Annotated in this window: 17 protein-coding genes; 14 read left to right on the top strand and 3 right to left on the bottom strand. The window is 36.5% G+C overall.

Annotation, left to right across the window (positions count from 1 at the left end):
• The 4 genes from K737_RS06030 to K737_RS06015 all read left to right on the top strand — a co-directional run.
• Positions 1-355 (top strand): phosphotransferase (locus K737_RS06030; protein ID WP_023492502.1); only part of this gene is annotated, 355 nt, incomplete at its 5' end.
• Positions 339-2591: an FAD-binding protein gene (locus K737_RS06025; protein ID WP_006291684.1), complete on the top strand. Its 2253-nt coding sequence runs from the start codon at positions 339-341 to the stop codon at positions 2589-2591. The genes K737_RS06030 and K737_RS06025, both read left to right, overlap by 17 nt.
• Complete coding sequence (locus tag K737_RS06020) at positions 2581-3054, top strand: TspO/MBR family protein (RefSeq protein ID WP_023492500.1); 474 nt, start codon at positions 2581-2583, stop codon at positions 3052-3054. The genes K737_RS06025 and K737_RS06020 overlap by 11 nt, the downstream gene beginning before the upstream one ends.
• Before the next feature lie 14 nt (positions 3055-3068).
• The gene (locus K737_RS06015) at positions 3069-3509 is read left to right on the top strand and encodes a hypothetical protein (protein WP_006303098.1); all 441 of its coding nucleotides are present in this window, start codon (positions 3069-3071) and stop codon (positions 3507-3509) included.
• Between the two features lie 134 nt (positions 3510-3643).
• Here the strand turns inward: K737_RS06015 and K737_RS06010 are convergent, their stop codons facing one another.
• The 3 genes from K737_RS06010 to K737_RS06000 form a co-directional block, all read right to left on the bottom strand.
• Positions 3644-4342, bottom strand: coding sequence for an aminoglycoside phosphotransferase family protein (locus K737_RS06010; protein WP_200863631.1), 699 nt, complete (start codon positions 4340-4342; stop codon positions 3644-3646).
• 172 nt (positions 4343-4514) lie between these two features.
• Positions 4515-5036, bottom strand: coding sequence for a GNAT family N-acetyltransferase (locus tag K737_RS06005; RefSeq protein WP_268743869.1), 522 nt, complete (start codon positions 5034-5036; stop codon positions 4515-4517).
• 61 nt (positions 5037-5097) lie between these two features.
• Positions 5098-6258: a Fic family protein gene (locus K737_RS06000; RefSeq protein ID WP_006303092.1), complete on the bottom strand. Its 1161-nt coding sequence runs from the start codon at positions 6256-6258 to the stop codon at positions 5098-5100.
• A gap of 1759 nt (positions 6259-8017) precedes the next feature.
• Between K737_RS06000 and K737_RS05990 the strand changes: the two genes are divergently transcribed.
• From K737_RS05990 to K737_RS05945, 10 genes are all read left to right on the top strand, one after another.
• Positions 8018-9778 carry an ABC transporter ATP-binding protein gene (locus K737_RS05990; RefSeq protein WP_006303088.1) on the top strand — a complete coding sequence of 587 codons (1761 nt, stop codon included), beginning with the start codon at positions 8018-8020 and terminating at the stop codon, positions 9776-9778.
• Between the two features lie 5 nt (positions 9779-9783).
• Positions 9784-10749 (top strand): lipid II:glycine glycyltransferase FemX, encoded by a 966-nt coding sequence (locus tag K737_RS05985; RefSeq protein ID WP_006294516.1) that lies wholly within the window; start codon positions 9784-9786, stop codon positions 10747-10749.
• Positions 10746-11522, top strand: a complete 777-nt coding sequence (locus K737_RS06950) for a class I SAM-dependent methyltransferase (protein WP_006294518.1) — start codon at positions 10746-10748, stop codon at positions 11520-11522. The genes K737_RS05985 and K737_RS06950 overlap by 4 nt, the downstream gene beginning before the upstream one ends.
• Positions 11507-12358 carry a class I SAM-dependent methyltransferase gene (locus tag K737_RS05975; RefSeq protein ID WP_023490979.1) on the top strand — a complete coding sequence of 284 codons (852 nt, stop codon included), beginning with the start codon at positions 11507-11509 and terminating at the stop codon, positions 12356-12358. Before K737_RS06950 ends, K737_RS05975 begins: the two co-directional genes overlap by 16 nt.
• A 3-nt stretch (positions 12359-12361) precedes the next feature.
• The gene (locus tag K737_RS05970; RefSeq protein ID WP_006294520.1) at positions 12362-13183 is read left to right on the top strand and encodes a class I SAM-dependent methyltransferase; all 822 of its coding nucleotides are present in this window, start codon (positions 12362-12364) and stop codon (positions 13181-13183) included.
• The gene (locus K737_RS05965) at positions 13180-14340 is read left to right on the top strand and encodes a glycosyltransferase (RefSeq protein ID WP_006294521.1); all 1161 of its coding nucleotides are present in this window, start codon (positions 13180-13182) and stop codon (positions 14338-14340) included. Before K737_RS05970 ends, K737_RS05965 begins: the two co-directional genes overlap by 4 nt.
• Positions 14337-15392, top strand: a complete 1056-nt coding sequence (gene wecB, locus K737_RS05960) for a non-hydrolyzing UDP-N-acetylglucosamine 2-epimerase (protein ID WP_006294522.1) — start codon at positions 14337-14339, stop codon at positions 15390-15392. Before K737_RS05965 ends, wecB begins: the two co-directional genes overlap by 4 nt.
• Positions 15393-15468: 76 nt before the next feature.
• Positions 15469-16821, top strand: a complete 1353-nt coding sequence (locus K737_RS05955) for an MBOAT family O-acyltransferase (RefSeq protein ID WP_161630447.1) — start codon at positions 15469-15471, stop codon at positions 16819-16821.
• A 52-nt stretch (positions 16822-16873) separates the two neighbouring features.
• Positions 16874-17737, top strand: coding sequence for a hypothetical protein (locus K737_RS05950; RefSeq protein WP_152531117.1), 864 nt, complete (start codon positions 16874-16876; stop codon positions 17735-17737).
• Positions 17738-17826: 89 nt separating this feature from the next.
• Complete coding sequence (locus K737_RS05945) at positions 17827-18612, top strand: polysaccharide deacetylase family protein (protein ID WP_235075724.1); 786 nt, start codon at positions 17827-17829, stop codon at positions 18610-18612.
• Positions 18613-18637 lie beyond the last annotated feature (25 nt).

Raw genomic sequence — 18637 nt, 5'->3', positions numbered from 1 at the left:
GGATAAGGCTTGTGCGACAATATGGAATAAGGCGCCAATATGGATTCATGGCGATTTTGCGATTGGCAATATACTGATGGATGGTGGAAAACTATCAGCAGTCATTGACTTTGGCGGTGCTGCGGTTGGCGATCCTGCCTGTGATCTTGTTATTGCATGGACTTATTTGAGCGGCAAATCTCGTGAGATTTTTATATCAAAAATGGATATGGCCCCAGATACATGGCTCCGAGCCCGCGCCTGGGCATTGTGGAAAGCAACATTTGAGCTATGCCAGATAGCAGATAAAAACAGCTCTGAGGCTGGTTTACAAAAACGAATTATTGGCGAGGTTATAAATGGGCAAAAAATTTAAATACACGTTCCTAGTATTCTTTGTTGGGCTTTGGATGTATTCCATTACAGAACCGCTATATACACCTACCGCCTTACCGGTGGGCGCAAATCACTATGATTTTCCGGAAGTTATAGCACATAAGGCATTAATATCGGATTCTTTCCCAGGAAATAGTCTATCTGCAATTACGGAAGCTCTATCAAGTACAGTAGATGGTATAGAAGTTGATGTCAGTATGTCAAAAAATGGCGTGTTATTTTTATATCATGGAGATACTTTAGAAGAATATACAGACCATCAAGGAATACCAGAAGATTATGATTGGTCGCGACTGTCACAAGCGCGATATAAAGGCACAGAAGAAAAGCTGATCTCACTTGAGGAATTTTTTACTATTGTGGGAAGACAAAAAGTAATTTTTCTTGATATAAAATCTAGTAATAAAATCGATACTCAGATGGCACATCGTGTGGTTGACTGTATAAAACGATATCAGCTTCAGGATAATGTATTTGTTGAATCTTTTAATCCTATTACATTAGCCACCATCAGGTTATACAGTCGCGACATCATGCTGATGTATGATTTTGCTGATAATACAACGGCATTTGGTGAAGAATCTCAGGATCAATTTAACAAAATTCCATGGGTTTTGAAACAACACTGGGTGCAAAAACAAGTACGGAGAATTATTAGACCTGATGTATTAGGTCCCAGATTCAACCTAGCCCCCAGGGTACTGGCAAACCTTGTGGCTCACGGTTATCCTGTTATTAGTTGGACCGTTGATGATTCTAAACGTGCAAAATCTTTATATAAGTCTGGCGTTAAAGGGTTGCAAAGCAATAAACCGCAATTAATAGAAAATGTACTAGAACGAAAACGCAAAAGAATTTTAGATGCAGGAGGAAATGCCGAATTTATTCACTCAATGATAAAAGTAAACAATATTCAGGATATGCAAGAAGGTATTAAAATAGCCAAGAAAAAGGGCAAACCCATAAGCATTGGGGGGCGCAGGCACTCTATGGGTGGGCAAACTTTCTCTAAGGATGCTATTTTTCTGAATATGCTTAATTTTAACAATGTGACCTATAACCCCAAAACAAATACCGTAACAGCACAAGCTGGTGCTACGTGGAAAAAAATCCAGGAAATTCTAGCACGCCATGGAAGAAGCGTTAAGGTTATGCAATCAGATAATATATTCACCGTTGGAGGTTCAATCGGGGTAAATGTTCACGGATGGCAAGTGGGTTCTCCACCCATTGTATCAACAGTATTAAAAATGACTGTTATAACCGCTAATGGAGATATACAGACTATTTCTCCTTCTCTAAACCCAGAATTATTTAATGCAGTTATAGGTGGATACGGTATGTTTGCATTGATTGTAGATGCAGAACTTGGAACTGTCCCAAATTCGCTTGTGAAATTTCACGCCCTCTTTACAAAAGCAGAGAATTTCCATGAGAAGTTTGAGAAAAGTATTAGCGGTAACCCAAAAATAGAATTAGCTTATGCTAGACTTTCTACAGACCAAGATAATCTCTTGAATGAAGTTGGTTTGTTTTGGTACGAAACTCAAAAAACTTTTGCAGAAGAAAATGACATTAGTCCTGAAAAGCTTATAGCAATTAAACGTAGCATTTTTAGATTTTCTGAGTACCACAATCTAGGCAAAAAGCTCAGATGGCAGGCAGAAAAAACTTATACAAAGATGCTTGCAGAAAAACCAACGTTGTTGAGCCGCAATGATGCGATGAATACAGACATACATATTCTCTGGCCCCTTTATGGAAAAAATAAAGATATTTTGCATGAATACTTTATCCCTAAAAAACATGTATCCCAATTTATACAAAAACTAAAGATGCATGTAATAGCACACAATATCAACATCTTGAATGTAACGATACGAGAGGTTAAAAAGGATGCTACATCATCTTTGCCTTATGCTAAACAAGATGTTTATGGTCTCGTATGTCTCTTCTCTCAAGGACAAACTCCAGAAGACGAAGAAAAAATGAAAAGGTTTACTCAAGCGCTTATCGATGATGCGTTGGCTGTAAATGGAACTTTTTACCTTCCATATCGATTACATTATACTCCAGAACAGTTATTATCTGCTTATCCTGAAATTAAGTCATGGATCAATCTTAAAAAGAAGTATGATCCCAATTCAATCTTTCAAAGTCAATTTTTTGTTTACATTAATACAATCCTTAATAATAAGGCAGAAGATGCAAAATAAAACCCGCTTCTCTTTAATCATCTGGATTGTGGCACTTATAGCGATTGGTGGAGCTATCGGCTCTCTAACCAAGCCAGAGATTAGCACTTGGTATAGCACGTTAAATCGCTCACCCCTGACACCGCCAAATTATGTATTTCCGGTTGCTTGGACTATCTTATACGGAATGATTGGCGCTTGCGGCTGGCTCATTTGGCGCACGTCTTCATTTCCTAAGCTAAGTGTTATCACAACATTATACGTAACTCAGCTCATTTTAAACTGGAGCTGGACACCTTTGTTTTTCCATTACCATTTAACCGGGATTTCTCTCGTAGTTTTGGTCGCTATGGATATTCTGGTCTGTGCGCTTATTTATCTGACTTACAAAAAAATGAAAGCGGTTTCGCTGCTGATGGTTCCTTATCTGTCATGGATTCTATTCGCCAGCTACTTAAACTTTTACATATGGCAATACAATTGATGGTAATTATATGAGTGAAAAAGGTAAAATTATTAAAAAAAAATACTAATCAATGGCTAGATATCAGAAAAACATTGCCCAAATGCTCTGAACGAGATTTGCTGGTATTAATCGCAGATTTATACGCTCTTTCAAAGCAAAATAAAGACTTTCTTGAAGCGCGTTTTATCAAAAATGAGGAGGTGCTTGCGCGCTATAAAAGTATCATTAAAAAGTATATTGCGCCTAGTGAACCATGGAAAAACAACCAACAAATTAGCCTCAAAGATGCCAAAAAAGCTATTAGTGATTATAAAAAGGCTACAAATGATAAGATTGGCCTCATTGATTTAATGGTTTGCTATGTGGAAATATGGGACAGATTTTTTATGCGAATTTGGGGATATGTACGAGCAGTATTACTGCAGCTTAGAATCTGTTTTCAGCAACGCCCTAAAACTCATGAAAACCTTTGAATATCAAGAAATTATTAACTTTGAACAAAGACTCCATGTTGTTGTAAAAAAAGCTGAACATATGGGATGGGGATATTATGATGCTATATCGGATATGCTAAATGAAGCTTATCCCACATCACAGATATAGACTCTCAACTTATGCTGCAAGAGTTCAAAATCTCTACTAATCGTTCCCAATATCTTGAATCACAACCATCTTCTAGTGCCCATACCCAGCTAAGCACCGCCTGCACAAAACACCAATCAATGATTCGGCGTTCTGACAATTCGAGGGGTGCAGCAAAGCGAGTGATACGATTGAGAACAATATTTGGTGCATCAGCTTGATTCAGTAATTCCGGCATCGGATCACGAATAAAAGCTGCCACTTCATAAGCTGATTCACCAATCACGCCTTTAGGATCAATCACCAGCCAATCATCACCATTTTGCAAAATGTTAGCGCGATGCAGATCACCATGAAGCAAAACATCTAGCTTAGAAGTTTGTAATAGCTCATCTCGGAGCTTTCTTACTTTTTGCAGATAATGATTTGGAATATCCCAATCCTTATCCAAAGCCGTAAGCCAATCTTTGATGTGGGGGAAATTGTGAGGCGTAGTAATATTTGCTTGATGCAGATTTTTCATAACTCTACAAACAATTTCAATAGATTCCTGCTCAATATTTGGAAAATAGCTTTCCAATGACGCACCAGGCACGGCTCTTTCCAAAAGCAACATTCCATTATCTTCGACAAGCACCTTCACTGCACCACAGCCCGCAAAGCACTTGAGTGCAAATGCTTCTCGAGCTATACCTTCACTATCAATCCCAAGTTTTAAAATCATAGGATTATCGCCCTGAAATCCTGACAGCACATAGTTGTATGTAAGATTAGTGACCTCAATTAAATCACGTAATCGAGCTTTGAAGATATTGCCGTAACAAGCTCAGGCAGTTCATCTAGCCAGGCTTTGCCTTTTTCGCCATAAATACTGATGATGTTGGATTGGAAGCTGTTCATTTGATATACTCATCAGCGCTTAATCTATACAGAACATGATGAGAAAGTTTATGATCGTCTGGGAGTTTGGGATGAGCAAAATCACCGTTTAAATCTCGTTTTAATCCTATCTTTTCCATGACCCTTAAAGACCTAACATTTGCGAGCACTGTAAAAGAAACGATTTCTTTAAGGCCGCATTTCTCAAATCCGTATTTCAAGGAAGCTTTGGCACCTTCTGTTGCATATCCTTTGCCCCAATACTGAGAGCCAAGTCTCCAACCCACTTCAACCGCCGGGGTAAAATCGGATTCGAAAGTCGTATAGTTAAGTCCGATAAAGCCCATCAATTCATCGGTTTCCTTTAGACAGGCAGCCCCTAATGTATAACCGTGCTTATCTTGATGACTGTTCACCGCAGGGATGAAATCATTCACTTGCTCCATCGCGAGTGGTCCGCGCAAAAACTCGATCACCTTGGGATCTTGGTTAATGTGGAAATAAGGATCTGCATCATCTTTTTTCCAGGTTCTTAAAATAAGCCTTTCTGTTTCAATAAGTAATTGTCATATAGCCTCTTTACATTCATGTTATTCGCGCCTATCCATTAGCTTCCGCGCTAATTCTTGTAGGCTCTTCTAAAATGTTGAGTATTGCATTTGCACAATAAACTTTGTCACGCTTATTATCAGAAGTCTTTTGAATAATGTTTGCGGATTCAAGTTTTTGGATGCCTCTTTGTGCTGTGCTATAGGCAACCCCTAAATCTTCAGCAATTTTATTAATCGTTACATAAGGATTAACCGCAAGCCGCTCTACAATGTCTACTGCAACCGATGAACCACTGCTTGCTATCATTATTTTCCACGACTGCAATAATTCATTGATACGCTCCGCCCTGGACAAAACATCTTCAGATTGAACTGCAACGCCACTCAGAAAATAGATGAGCCAATCACGCCACGTGCCATCTCGGCTCACATTATATAGCTGCCGGTAGTACTCATCGCGAGTTGCTTCAAAAAATGCCGATAAATATAACAAAGGAGAAGGAAGCATTTTTTGCTCGATAAGTAATAAAGTAATAAGGAGCCGCCCAACACGTCCGTTACCATCTAAGAAGGGGTGTATGGCTTCAAATTGATAATGGCACAGAGCAATGTGAATAAGAGGCGGCATTTGCCTGTTATGTAAAAAACTCTCTAATTCGCTTAAAGCATTCATCAAATGATCAGGGGGTACAGGTACAAACTTTGCTGTGTTTAGTGTACACCCAGGTGAACCTATCCAATTCTGCGTGCGTCTAAATTCTCCAGGTGTCGCATGAGAGCCTCTGACGCTCTGCATCAAAGACCCATGAATTTCTTTGATTAGCCGTAAAGATAGCGGCAATTCTTGCAACCTTCTGATGCCATAATCTACTGCCTTGATGTAATTTTGAACTTCTTGCAAATCATCTGGATTTTGTTTGACATTTACGCCGCTATCTGCTGCGAGAATTTCACCTAAAGTCGCCTGAGTGCCTTCTATTCTGCTGGATAATACAGCTTCTCTGGTTATAAATGGACGCAATAGAAGATGAGGATTGGGCAATCTACTGCCTTCACGGGCCAATTTCCCAAGCAAGAAATCAGCGCGCGATAGACTATAGACAAGCGCATCATCCCACTCAAGTTTCGGTGGTAAAGTCGCTGGGATGAAGGCTTTATAGCCTGTAGAGGCCTTAATGATCTGACCGCTTGGTGATTGCTCTATATCCATTTAACACCCTTTGTTTTTAATAATAGGTACAGCATATCAATTATTATCGAATAAGTTAATATGCGATAATAGCAAAGTTTGTTATCACCACCTGAGAAAATACAAGAGCATACTATTATCGACTTCAATAATTATCGATAATAATGGCAACCCTTATCACCACCTCCAGAAATAAGTGCCTCTATCTCAATAGTGACGAAATTTATCACAAATAAGTCACGGCATGTCTGTAAAGTTACATATAGCGTAATTTTAGGGACATGTTCATGTACTTAACATCACGAAAATAGAGATTTTATGGACACGTTAAGCTTTAATAGAGATTCCAAAATCGTTCATTTGACACTCTTTATGTACGCCTCTACAATTGCTGCAGAGAATGAAAACATGACCATACCACCCCAGTTTGGAGTTGGTTAGGTTGTGGTAAACCGATCTCCGCCAGTTTTTTTTGCATTATTTAATTTAAGGTTTCTTCTGCAAGTGGGAGTGTTGGTTTTAGAGTAAATTTTAGCTTTGCTTTATTAAGAATTTTTTAGGGGAAGATAAAAAAACAACAAATTGTTTTTTTACTGAGTTCTTTTAGGAGTATATTCAGGATATTGAGTATCCTTTCTTTACGTGGTTGTATTCATCTTATCTCCTATTCGGTTTTGATTTTTATTTAATAATAGGTAAATAGAATAGAAATTTTTTGATAAAAATATTATTTCTGTAAACAAAAAATCAATCTTATTTAACTAAGTGCCTTTCCGTCTCTATCAATTAAATAAGCGCAAAGCATATTTGATCACCTCCAAAGACACTTCACGATGGTAAGGTTAAGTTTTTTCAAAAAGCAAGAAGAGTGTATTTGTAGGTTGTAGTAATTAACGAAAAAAAATATAAAAAAATTTGTTTTTATAATATTCAAAAATTAATAGATGATTTTTAATGATATATTAAGCAAAATCAAAAAAAAGATAATAGAAACTTTATTAGGTAAATTTAAGTTTGATTTTTTGCTTTTTATCATGGTTTGGCAAGATTTACGACGGTTAGTTTGTTTTTTGTTCATAGATCATAACAGTTAAAGCGTGTGCGACAAAGGAAAAAGTATGTGGACATTTGCGTTCTTTTATCCTTGCATGTATTGGACTTTGGAAAATAAAAACTTTTTTTAGTCTTTTTGGTCAAAGCTTTCTAGATTAAAAATTTGTACGAGGAAGGTTTTTCCAGTTGTTCTAGAATGTGTAAGACAAATTCTGCGTAATTAAGCGTCATCTTATTTATACAGTTGAATTTTACCCTTCCAAAAAATATTGAATAGTGGGAAATCAGAGGAGTTTGTAAAAATGTTTCCATAATTGTTCAGATTGTTGTACAATCATTACATTCTAATTAGAATGGATAGTAATGAAAAAGTAATTTCATTAAGTATGAGTGTGTTTTGTTTAAAAAACTAAGGAGGAGCAAAGAATTTTTACTTGGAACCTAAGATGTTTAGTGAAGTGTACGCTATCATTTAGAGAGTGTTTTCGCCCAAAAAATTTTTTCAGCTGCGCACTCCACGTTTTTATTCTAAGAAGCCTAGAAAAACTATTGATTTGTATATTAAAGTTAAGTATTCTGATTTCAAAGAACTTTATAATCAAAGAAACCAGTTTTGGATTTTACTAAGCAATTTGTTGAACGAAAGAAAAGTCGGTGTTGTTGTGTCTGATCTAAATCAGAATTTTTTGATTAATAATGTTATTTGTACCAAAGGTGCTTAGCTCGTATGACAACTCCATCTATATTATCGGCAATTAAAAAGCTGCGTGCACTTTTAACACGTGAGGAAAAGCTCAAGTGGCTTGGCATTGTGGCATTTGCATTAACAACTTCGCTTTTGGAAGTTGTGACTGCTTCGGTTATCGTTGTGTTTGCTCAAGTTTTAAATGCGCCAGAAACGGGACTAAAATATTTGGGTAAAATTGATTTTCCCTCTGATCTATCCCCCGGGCGTGTTGTTTTTTACACTGCTATGATAGTGGGCGTAGTGTACTTGATAAAAAATATCGTTGCTGCATCTGAGATTTTCTTTCAAAATTTTTTTATTCAAAAGATGAGTTATCACTTCAAAGGCAAACTTCTTCATCGTTATGCAGGGGCGGATTACGAATTTTATTTAACGAGAAATTCTTCTCTAGGAACGCAAGTAGTGGGCCGTGATACTGAAATGGTATTTTCAAGTGGAATGGTTGCTATTGCCATTATTTTATCGGAAGGAGTGGTTTTCTTTGCTCTTATCGGTGTAATCATTTACATGAATCCTTCTTTAGCGTTCACGATATTAGGGATTGGAGGGGGGATTGCTGTGGTGATTACTAAATTTGTGTTGCCTTGGTTTTATCAATTTGGACAAAAGCTTCAAGAAACAGCTCTGTATGGAAATCAAAATCTTATTCAATTTTTTCACGCCTTCAAAGAAATTGTGCTTTTAGGAAAAGGAGAATTCTTTATTAACGCCTATCAAGTGCATTCCCTTAAAAAAGGAAAGATTCAAGCCCTTCAATCATCGCTGAATGTTTTGCCACGTATAGTTATTGAGATTTTGTTTATGGGGGGGATTGTTGTAACTATCGGAATTCTATGTTTAGATCAAGAAAGCCCTGTGCACATGCTTGGAATGCTTGGGGGGTATTTGTATTCTGGGTTTCGCTTGATGCCTGGACTCAATCGAATCATCAATCAGCTTAACATTTTTAAGTCCACGATTCCTTCCATTGAACGTGTTCATCGGGAATATATCATGATGGCTGCTAAAAAAAACTATGTTGACGTGCCTGAGTTTTCATTTGATCGAGATCTTGAGATAAAAGATCTTTCATTTAGGTATATCAATGTAGGAAAAGATGCATTGAGTGGTATCTTCTTAAAGATTAAAAAAGGTGAATTTATTGGAATTGTTGGAGAGACAGGCTCTGGAAAATCAACTCTTGTCAATCTTATTCTTGGTCTTTTACCCCCCTGCAAAGGGTTCATTTTGGTAGATGAAAAGTATCCAGTAAATTCCTATCAATGGCATGGAAAGATCGGCTACGTGCCGCAGAGTATTTATTTAACTGACGACACCATTGAAAAAAATATTGCTTTTGGTGAAACGGTAACAGATAAATTAAGATTAGATGCAGTAATTGATACGGCTCAGCTTCGTGATTTTATTGATAGTTTACCAGAAAGAGAAAAGACTTTTGTTGGAGAGCATGGTATTCGCCTTTCTGGAGGAGAACGCCAACGTATTTCTATTGCTCGAGCACTTTACCATAGTCCAGAGGTGCTTATCTTTGATGAAGCCACTTCGGCGCTGGATAATGAAACAGAGGCTCGATTGATGGAAACCATCAATACTGTCAGCAAAGATCGAACCGTTATCATGATTGCTCATCGCTTGACAACTCTGAAAAACTGTAGTCGCATCGTAGTCATGGATAAGGGAAGGGTTAAAGATATTACGGAGTATGAAAAAATGGACAATGTGTTCAATGAGGTACGTTGATAGTAATGAACTTTTCTATTGTAAATATTCAAGAAGTTTCAAAACAAGACTGGGATTCTTTTGCGTATGCTCATCCATCATCTTTTTTATGGCACACTTATGATTTCATCATGGGAAAAAATAAATGGTCGAGTCATTCTCATGAAAGCTTTGCTGTTATTGATGAGGATGAGAAGATCGTTGGAATTTTTCCTCTTTACAAAATTAGTTTTAAAAAGTATCGTTTTTTTCAGAGATCTTATTTAGATAATATAGGAGGGTGGCTTTGCCAAAGAGATGATCCTGTTTACACAAGTATACTTTTAAAAGAATATAGACGGCGCTTGAGTAAAGAAAAACAGAAAGTGGCTTGTATCAATTTCGCAACATCTTCGCTTTGCTATACTGAGGATCCTTTGTTTTTACAAGGAATTTCAAGTCATACAGCACGCATTAGTATTTTAGATCTTTCATTAGGAACGAATGTTATTTGGTCTAACATAAGAAAAGGGCATAAATCTGATATTAAAAAAGCGCAACGGTGCGGAGTAACTTTTAAAAGAGCTAGTTCGAAGGATTTGGATGTTTACTACGAAATGCATAAACACGTGTGTAAAAAGTCATCTATTCTTCCTCACAATAAGCAATATTTTGAATATATCTTTAATAGTGCTATCCCCAATAATCAGGCATTTGTAGAGATGGCATACCACGAGGGATATCCTGTTTCAGCTGTAAATTACGGAATTTATAAGGATAAGGCTGTGTATTGGACAGGAGTATCTTATGAGTCTGCCTATAAACTAGGAGCTAATCATTTTTTGCATTGGAAAATGATTCAAGAACTTCATAGCCGGGGTATCGCCTACCTAGATATGGGTGAAGTATTTTTTAAGCATTCATCCCCCAAAATTCAAGGAATTGTTAATTTTAAACAAGGGTTTGGTGGAGTTTTACGCCCGTGTTTTAAATCGATAGTGGAGAAAAAATGAAAAATACGATACTCAAAACTTCTTCATCCAAAGTTTATACCTGCAATTTAATCTATCAATCTTCAATTCATTCCTATGGATTTGACGTATCAAGACACTATTCTGCACGGCTTAAACTTAATCTTCTTTTAAAATATGTACAAAACACCTCTAAAGTTTTAGATGCGGGGTGCGCCAATGGATTATTTAGTTTTGCTATAAGCAATTTGTGCAAAGAAGTGTACGGTATAGATATCAATGAGCAATTTTTAAAGATTGCTCAAGAAAAAGCTCAAGAAGAAAAAAAAAATAACCTTAATTTTATCTTTGGAGATTTGGAAGAAATCCCTTTTGAAGAAGAGTTTTTTGATTGTTTATTTTCTTATTCTTGCCTTGTTCTAGTTGAAGATTTTTTCAAAACTCTTAAGGAATGTGCGCGTGTTGTGAAAAAAAATGGATATTTATTATTAGATATTACAGGAAAGTACAATTTATCCAAGAATTTTTGGAAAAATTACTACATCAGTAACGGGCATTACAGTTTTAATACTTTTTCTTATTCTGAGATAAAAAATTTTTGCAGCTTAAATCGGCTAAAAATTCTTGAAATACATGCTTTAGGAGTCCTTGATCAGTGGAAATATCTGCCACTTATTCCGCGATTTAGATCTAAGTTTTCATGGATAGGTAATCTCTTTCATTTTAAATCCTTTAACTTGGATTATATTTTGTCAAATTTGCCTTTTTTAAAAAACTTTGCAAACAGATGGTACCTTGTATGTCAAAAAATTTAAACAGTTATCTTGACTCTTCTTCTCCTTTTTTTTATGAAAAGTATGAACAAGATTTACGCGAATTTGAAGGGATCCCCCTTCTTGTTCGTAACTATGAACAGATTCAATCTTATATTAACCATGCTAAAATAGAAGGAAAAAAAGAATGGTATGAAGCCCCTCAAGAAGATATTTGGGCGGGTCCTTATCGCCACCATCTGTTAAAGCGAAAAAAATATGTGGAATTTGTCCTTGCCTATTACGCCACGAAAAAACCTATTCACTCCCTTTTGGATTTAGGATGTGGTGATGGAGCAAACTTTTTTTGGCTTAAGCCATATGCAAAGAATCTTTACGGATCAGACTATAATATTACACGCTTGCTAAGAGCGCGCCAACGAAGTATAGCACAGGAGGTTGTTCTTGCGGATGTGACTGATTACGGAGCAAAAGATGAGTCATTTGATGCAATCTTTTTTAATCATGTGTTAGAACATATTCCAGATGATGAGCAAGCTTTACGTGAAGTTTTTCGCATTTTGAAGAAAGATGGTGTCTGCATCCTTGGCGTCCCCAACGAAGGTGCTTTTTGGTGGCAGATGGCCTATAAATTCCAGCCAGAATCTCTTCGAATAACTGATCATGTGCATTTTTATACGGTCAAGAGTTTGTCTAAAAAAATAAAAAAAGCGGGATTTACCATCCAAGAAATAAAACCTATAGGATGGGGACTTCCTCATTGGACACTGGATTCTATGGTCAGAGGATATAAAATTATGGATGACCTTTTTGAGTTTTTTGGACGGATTTTCTTGCCCAGACAAGCTTCAAGTTTATATTTTGTAATAGGAAAATAAGCATTGAGCACTTTAGAAAATAAGATAAGAAAGCATCTTCAATCTCAATACCAAGGTATATTTTTACCTCAACAAATTGACACTCATATCAATGATTATATTGGAAATGTACAAAGCAGTTATTTAGTTCAAAAGATATCCCTTTTGGTCGATAAAGGTGCCAAGATACTTGATATTGGGTCGGGATATGGAAGTTTTGTCCTTGAAGCTGTGCATCATGGTTATGATGCTTATGGAGTTGAGATTGAAGTATTTGAGCACGAAATATCGAAGGAGCGTGCCGAAGAAAGATTAGTGGATCCGGAAAGATTTAACCTAGGATCAGCTCTCTGCTTGCCTTACCCTGATGAAAGCTTCGATATAGTCTCGTTCTGGAATGTACTTGAACATATTCCGGATTATAAGAAAGCCATACTTGAGGCTAAGCGTGTTTTAAAAACTAAAGGAAGGATGTTTATCATCGCGCCCAACTACTGTGCATTTAGAAAAGAAGCCCATTATCATGTACCTTGGGTTCCTCTATTTCCAAAGCCTTTAGCACGTTTATACTTAAGCTTTCTTGGAAGAAAAACCACTTTTTTAGATAATTGCATTTTTTACGTTACTATGTTGGGTGTAAAACATTATTTAGTGTCTCAGAATTTACATGTGTCTATAGACATCAATGAAAAAATCAGACATGGCTTTAGCTTTCACTCATCTCATATCAATAGAGTAGTTGAATTCTGTAAAAAATATCGTTTAATTGGCTTGTTAAATAAAATGATTTTCTTTTTGAAAACTCATCCTTTTACTCATTCTATTGATATAATGGCTAAAAAATGAATAAAAGACTTCTTATTATATCTTCGGATTATATTTCTGCTTGGGTTAAAAAAGGTGAAGTTATTCCGCGATATTATAATCCAGGAAATCTTTTTGATGAAGTGCATATCATGATGACGAATGATGATCGGCCAGATCCACGGTTAGTACAGCCTATGGTTGGGGATGCGAAGCTTTTTTTCTATAATTACCCTGAGCCGGATGGTTTTTTTAAAAGAACTTTGGGATGGCATCCATTTTTAATGAAGACGTGGTCTGATGGTGCCATAGAGCTAGCAAAAAAAATAACCCCCCATTTAATACGTTGCTATGGTCTTCATCTCAATACATTTTTGGGGATTATGATGAAGAAAACTCTAGGTGTTGCGTGCATCACCAGTTTGCATGGAAATCCTGATGTTGACTATTTACGTGGACGACTTGCAAAAACGTGGAAAGATAGAGTTATAGGCTTGTTTCAAGGCAAGCTAGAGAGGTATTGCTTAAAAAAGTTAGATCACGTTATTGCAGTTTATACCCCCATCGAACCTTACTTAAAAAAAAATAATGTCAAAAATTACTCTATCATTCACAATGTTGTTGGAATGAATGCAATAGAAAAGCAATATTATGATATTCAGGGGGCTTTGAAGCTTCTTTGTGTGGGAAGACAAACTTATCTTCAAAAAGACCCTACATCGATTATTAATGCTATTTCCTCCTTAGAAGGTGTTCAGCTTACGCTGATTGGAGATGGTGATTTGCATGATTCTTTGAAACAATTAGTAGATCAATTGGGATGTCAGCACCGAGTTACTTTTATACGAAGTTTAGAGAATTCTAAAATTCTAGAAATTATGCAGCAATCTGATATTTACGTGTATCATTCTATAAATTATGAAATTAGTAAAACGTGTATAGAAGCAGCCCTGGTGGGTCTTCCTGTTATTGTAAATGATAGAAATAACAATCCAGCTGAGGAACTTTGTGCTGCTGGATTTTATCTCGTGGAAGATACTCCTGAATCTTACAAAAAAGCAATTTTATTACTCTCTTTTCACCATAAAAAACGTAAGCAGCTAGCACAACACTCTCATGCTTATGCAAAAAATCATTGGTCACCTGAAGTAACCGAGTTAAAACTTATGAATCTTCACAAAAATTACATTATTTCATGAAAACCATCCATCTCATATGTGCAGCGCGCCCTAATTTTATGAAAATTGCACCGCTTTATCATGCACTTAAAAATGAACCATGGTGTGTGCCTGAAATTGTCCACACGGGACAGCATTATGATTATCAAATGTCTCAATCTTTTTTTGATGATTTTGGATTGCCGTCTGCTAATCATTATCTTGGGGGGGGAAGTGGAACGCACGCCGAACAAACAGCTCAAACGATGATAGCTTATGAAAAATTATGTTTAGAAAAAAGCAGGCCTGATCTTGTTGTGGTGGTTGGCGATGTAAATGCGACATTGGCATGTTCCATTGCCGCTAAGAAAATTCATTTACCTGTTGCCCATTTAGAAGCAGGTCTACGTAGTTTTGATAGAACAATGCCAGAGGAAATCAATCGTGTTGTGACAGATTCAATCTCTGATTGTTTCTGGACAACTTCAGAAGACGCCGATGAGAACTTAAAGAAAGAGGGCATCAATCCTGAACACATTTATTTAGTTGGAAATATTATGATTGATACCTACTGTATGATGAAAGAAAAAATTGAAAAATCTGATGCGTATAAAACTTTTGGTCTGAAAAAAAAAGAGTATATTATTTTAACTCTTCATCGCCCTGTAAACGTAGATGTCAAAGAGACATTAGAAAGTATCCTCAATACGGTAGAGCAAATTGATCTGCCTATTATTTTTCCTGTTCATCCACGCACACGAAAAAATCTTGATGTTATACACCCTTTACCTCAAAACATAACCTTATGCGAACCGTTGGGGTATGTAGATTTTATGAGTCTTGTTTCCAATTCTTCGTCTGTTATTTCAGATTCAGGAGGCATCCAAGAGGAAACAACATACCTTGGTATTCCTTGTTTTACTATGAGAAACACAACTGAACGCCCTATTACTGTCACGATGGGATCGAATCAGCTCGTTTCGGTGGATAATCTTTTAGAGAAAATAAAACACCCCCAAACAGGATCTATACCTCCTCTATGGGATGGGAAGGCGGCAGGACGGATAAAACAAGTGTTGAAAAGTGCTCTTTAACTCATACATTTTTATATACGTTTTTATGCCCATATTGACTGGAATGTATAGATTTTCTGTATGTTTCAATCAGATCGTGCCTAAGCTTGTGTTGTGTCTGGCTTCCATTGTTTTCTATAGTTTTATGGCGCTCGAGTATCTTCCCCTGATGCTCATTTCAATTACAGCAAATTATCTTCTTGGATCAGTAATAGATAGAACAAGAAAAAAAGTATGGCTCATTTCAGGCGTTGTTTTTAATCTTTCTCTAATTTTCTTCTTTAAGTATTATGACCTTGTGTTTATACACACGCTCAAAATCACAAGCATCCATTGGAATGATATTATCCCTCTTGGGATATCTTTTTATACATTCACACAAATTGCCTATCTTGTTGATACCTGGAATGGCAAAGCCCACAAAGACAAAAGCTTTATCTCTTACTTCCTATTCGTAACTTATTTTCCGCATTTAATTGCAGGACCTATTCTGCACCACAAAGACATGCTTGCACAGTTTGCAGATAAAACCCTCTACCGAACTGATTACAAGAATATTTTCCAAGGATTGATCTTTTTCGTTACTGGTCTTTCAAAAAAAATTTTACTAGCAGATAATTTGATTCCCTACGTCAAACCAGTATTCCAAGCAGTTGCGCAAGGAGAGCATGTATATCCTCTTGAATGCTGGTGTGGGATTCTAGCTTATAGCTTTCAATTATATTTTGATTTTTCTGGTTACTCGGACATGGCCATTGGGATATCGAAATTTTTCAATTTTGATCTTCCCAAAAACTTTGCATCTCCCTACAAAGCATTCAACATCATAGAATTTTGGCGTCGTTGGCATATGTCTCTATCCGCATTTTTAAGAGACTATCTTTATATACCTTTGGGTGGCAACAGAAAGGGAAAACTAAGGCGACACGCAAATCTTATAATCACCATGGCCATTGGCGGTATGTGGCACGGTGCCAACTGGACATTTTTATTCTGGGGTTTGTACCACGGGTTACTTTTGGTCGCAAATCACTTGCTATCTTCCACACGAAAAATCTCAAGGTCAATGGGGGGGGGTAAAGTAGGCTTTACATTTTTTCTCGTTCTTTTGGGTTGGGTCTTATTTCGAAGTGAAAGCCTGAGCGCAGCAATTTCATACTACAAATATCTCTTTAATGTTCAAGAGTTATTTATAATTCCTGATGGTTGGAAAAACCTTGAGCAAAAACTTCCTTTCCCTGTATCTCCTATGCCATATTTTTTTGGAAAGTCGGAGATTGCTTTTATTGCAATGTGCGCAGTCATCGCTTTCTTCTTTCCAAATTCTCAAGAAACCGTAGAGAAACACGGAAATCCCCGAATGTGGATATTAATTTCCTTATTTTTAACGTTCTTAGTCTGCTTATATAAAATGGATGACTTGAGTGAGTTTATATACTTCCAATTTTAATACGTATAAGGGACTTAGCCTATTACTGTTTGCACTGCTCACGGTCTTAGGTGTGCTTTGTGGCATTACCAACTTATATGTGGATCCTTATAATTTCTATGAAATTGATAAAACACCTTACGTATTGTCGGGGAACGAAAGGAAAATAAAAGCTTCATATTTATACTCTCATAAAAATCAGTTTCGTTCTGTGCTAATTGGCTCTTCACGAAGCTCTTACCTTGATATTGCAAGCCCCTCAAATCACAAAACTTTTAACTTTTCTGTCAGTGGTATTTCTATTAATGAGTACCTCCCATATCTTCAGTTTTTCGCCCAAACACAGGGGAATCCTGAAACTATATACTTGTCTTTGGATTTTCATGCAACCAATCTTAATAACACCTCAATTTTCTGTACTGAAGAAACTTTGGATTTTGCTACATCTTCCTTAATGAAAGCCTTAGAGTACATAAAGGTAAAAGTCGCCCATACTTCCCTTAGCATATTATTCAGCAAACCCGAGGATTACTACGACAGAGAGTTTATCAAATATAGACGAACACACCGTCCCCTTAGTGGAGAAGCCATAAAACAAACACTTGATTATTATTCTGCGTATAATCTTAAGAACTATAAATACTCTGACACTTATCTTCAGCAACTCAAAAATATTAAGTCCTCTTTTCCGAATACAAGGTTTATAGTTTTTATATGTCCCATTCATAAGTCCCTACAAAACCATCAAATATCTCTAACTGGCATGTACTCCTACAAAAGGTGGATTTCCGAAATTCAATCGATATTTGGAAAGGTTATAGATTTTAATAATGATACAAATTTAACGACTTCTTTGGACAATTTCTTTGATGCTGCACACTTCTATCCTTTCGTGGGAAAACAGGATATGTTACAGAAATTACAAAAAGCTATCTAGTTATGCCTCCATCCACTCTCTACAAAGTCATAAACCGAATCAATCCCGAATGGATGTGGAGGATTTATGCCCGCAAAGCAAAGAAGATATTGCCCCAGTCTTATCTTATTCTCTCGTTTGACTGCGATACTGAAGAAGACGTTTCAGTTGCATGTGAAGTACATTCAAAGCTTTTAGATATAGGCATTACACCTGTTTATGCTGTTCCTGGAGAGCTTTTAAAAAAAGGCGAAAAAGTTTACCGCAAAATTCATGAAAAAGGCGCTGAGTTTATTAATCATGGCGGACGAGAACATACGTATTTTGACAAAAAGCATAAAAGGCATGCAAGTTGTTTTTTCTATGATCAACAGTCGCAAGAAGAGTTAAGAAAGGATATTCTTTTAGGCCATCAAACATTACAAGATGTTTTAGGTATCACAGCCAAAGGATGGCGAACACCTCACTTTGGAACATTTCAAAAGCGTGAAGATCTTAAATTTTTGTATAGCATTTTGAATGAATTGAGCTACAGATTTTCAACATCAACAAGCCCTTTGATTGCATATCAGCATGGCCCTTTATTTAAAAAAGACGGGATTATTGAAATTCCGGTTACAGGAATATATTCAGAGCCTTTAAATATTATGGATACATGGGCCTATTTTGCAGCTCCCGATCGAACAAAGTTACCTTCTGAATATACAAAAGAAGCGCAAGAACTTGCACATTTTACAAGTAAATACCCAACACTAATTAATATTTATGGAGATCCAAGCCATATTCACGACAAACCAGAGTTTTTTGAAGCCATGGCTTTGCTTTTAAAGACCGCTCAAAATGTAAACTATACTCAACTTCTTGAGAAAACATATGAACACATACGCACTTTTTGATGATTCTTTTTTCAACATTAAACCT

Source organism: Holospora undulata HU1, assembly GCF_000388175.3.
Classification (GTDB): Bacteria; Pseudomonadota; Alphaproteobacteria; order Holosporales; family Holosporaceae; genus Holospora; species Holospora undulata_A.
Note: the sequence above shows the minus strand (reverse complement) of the source record. Positions and strands in the feature narration are given on the sequence as shown.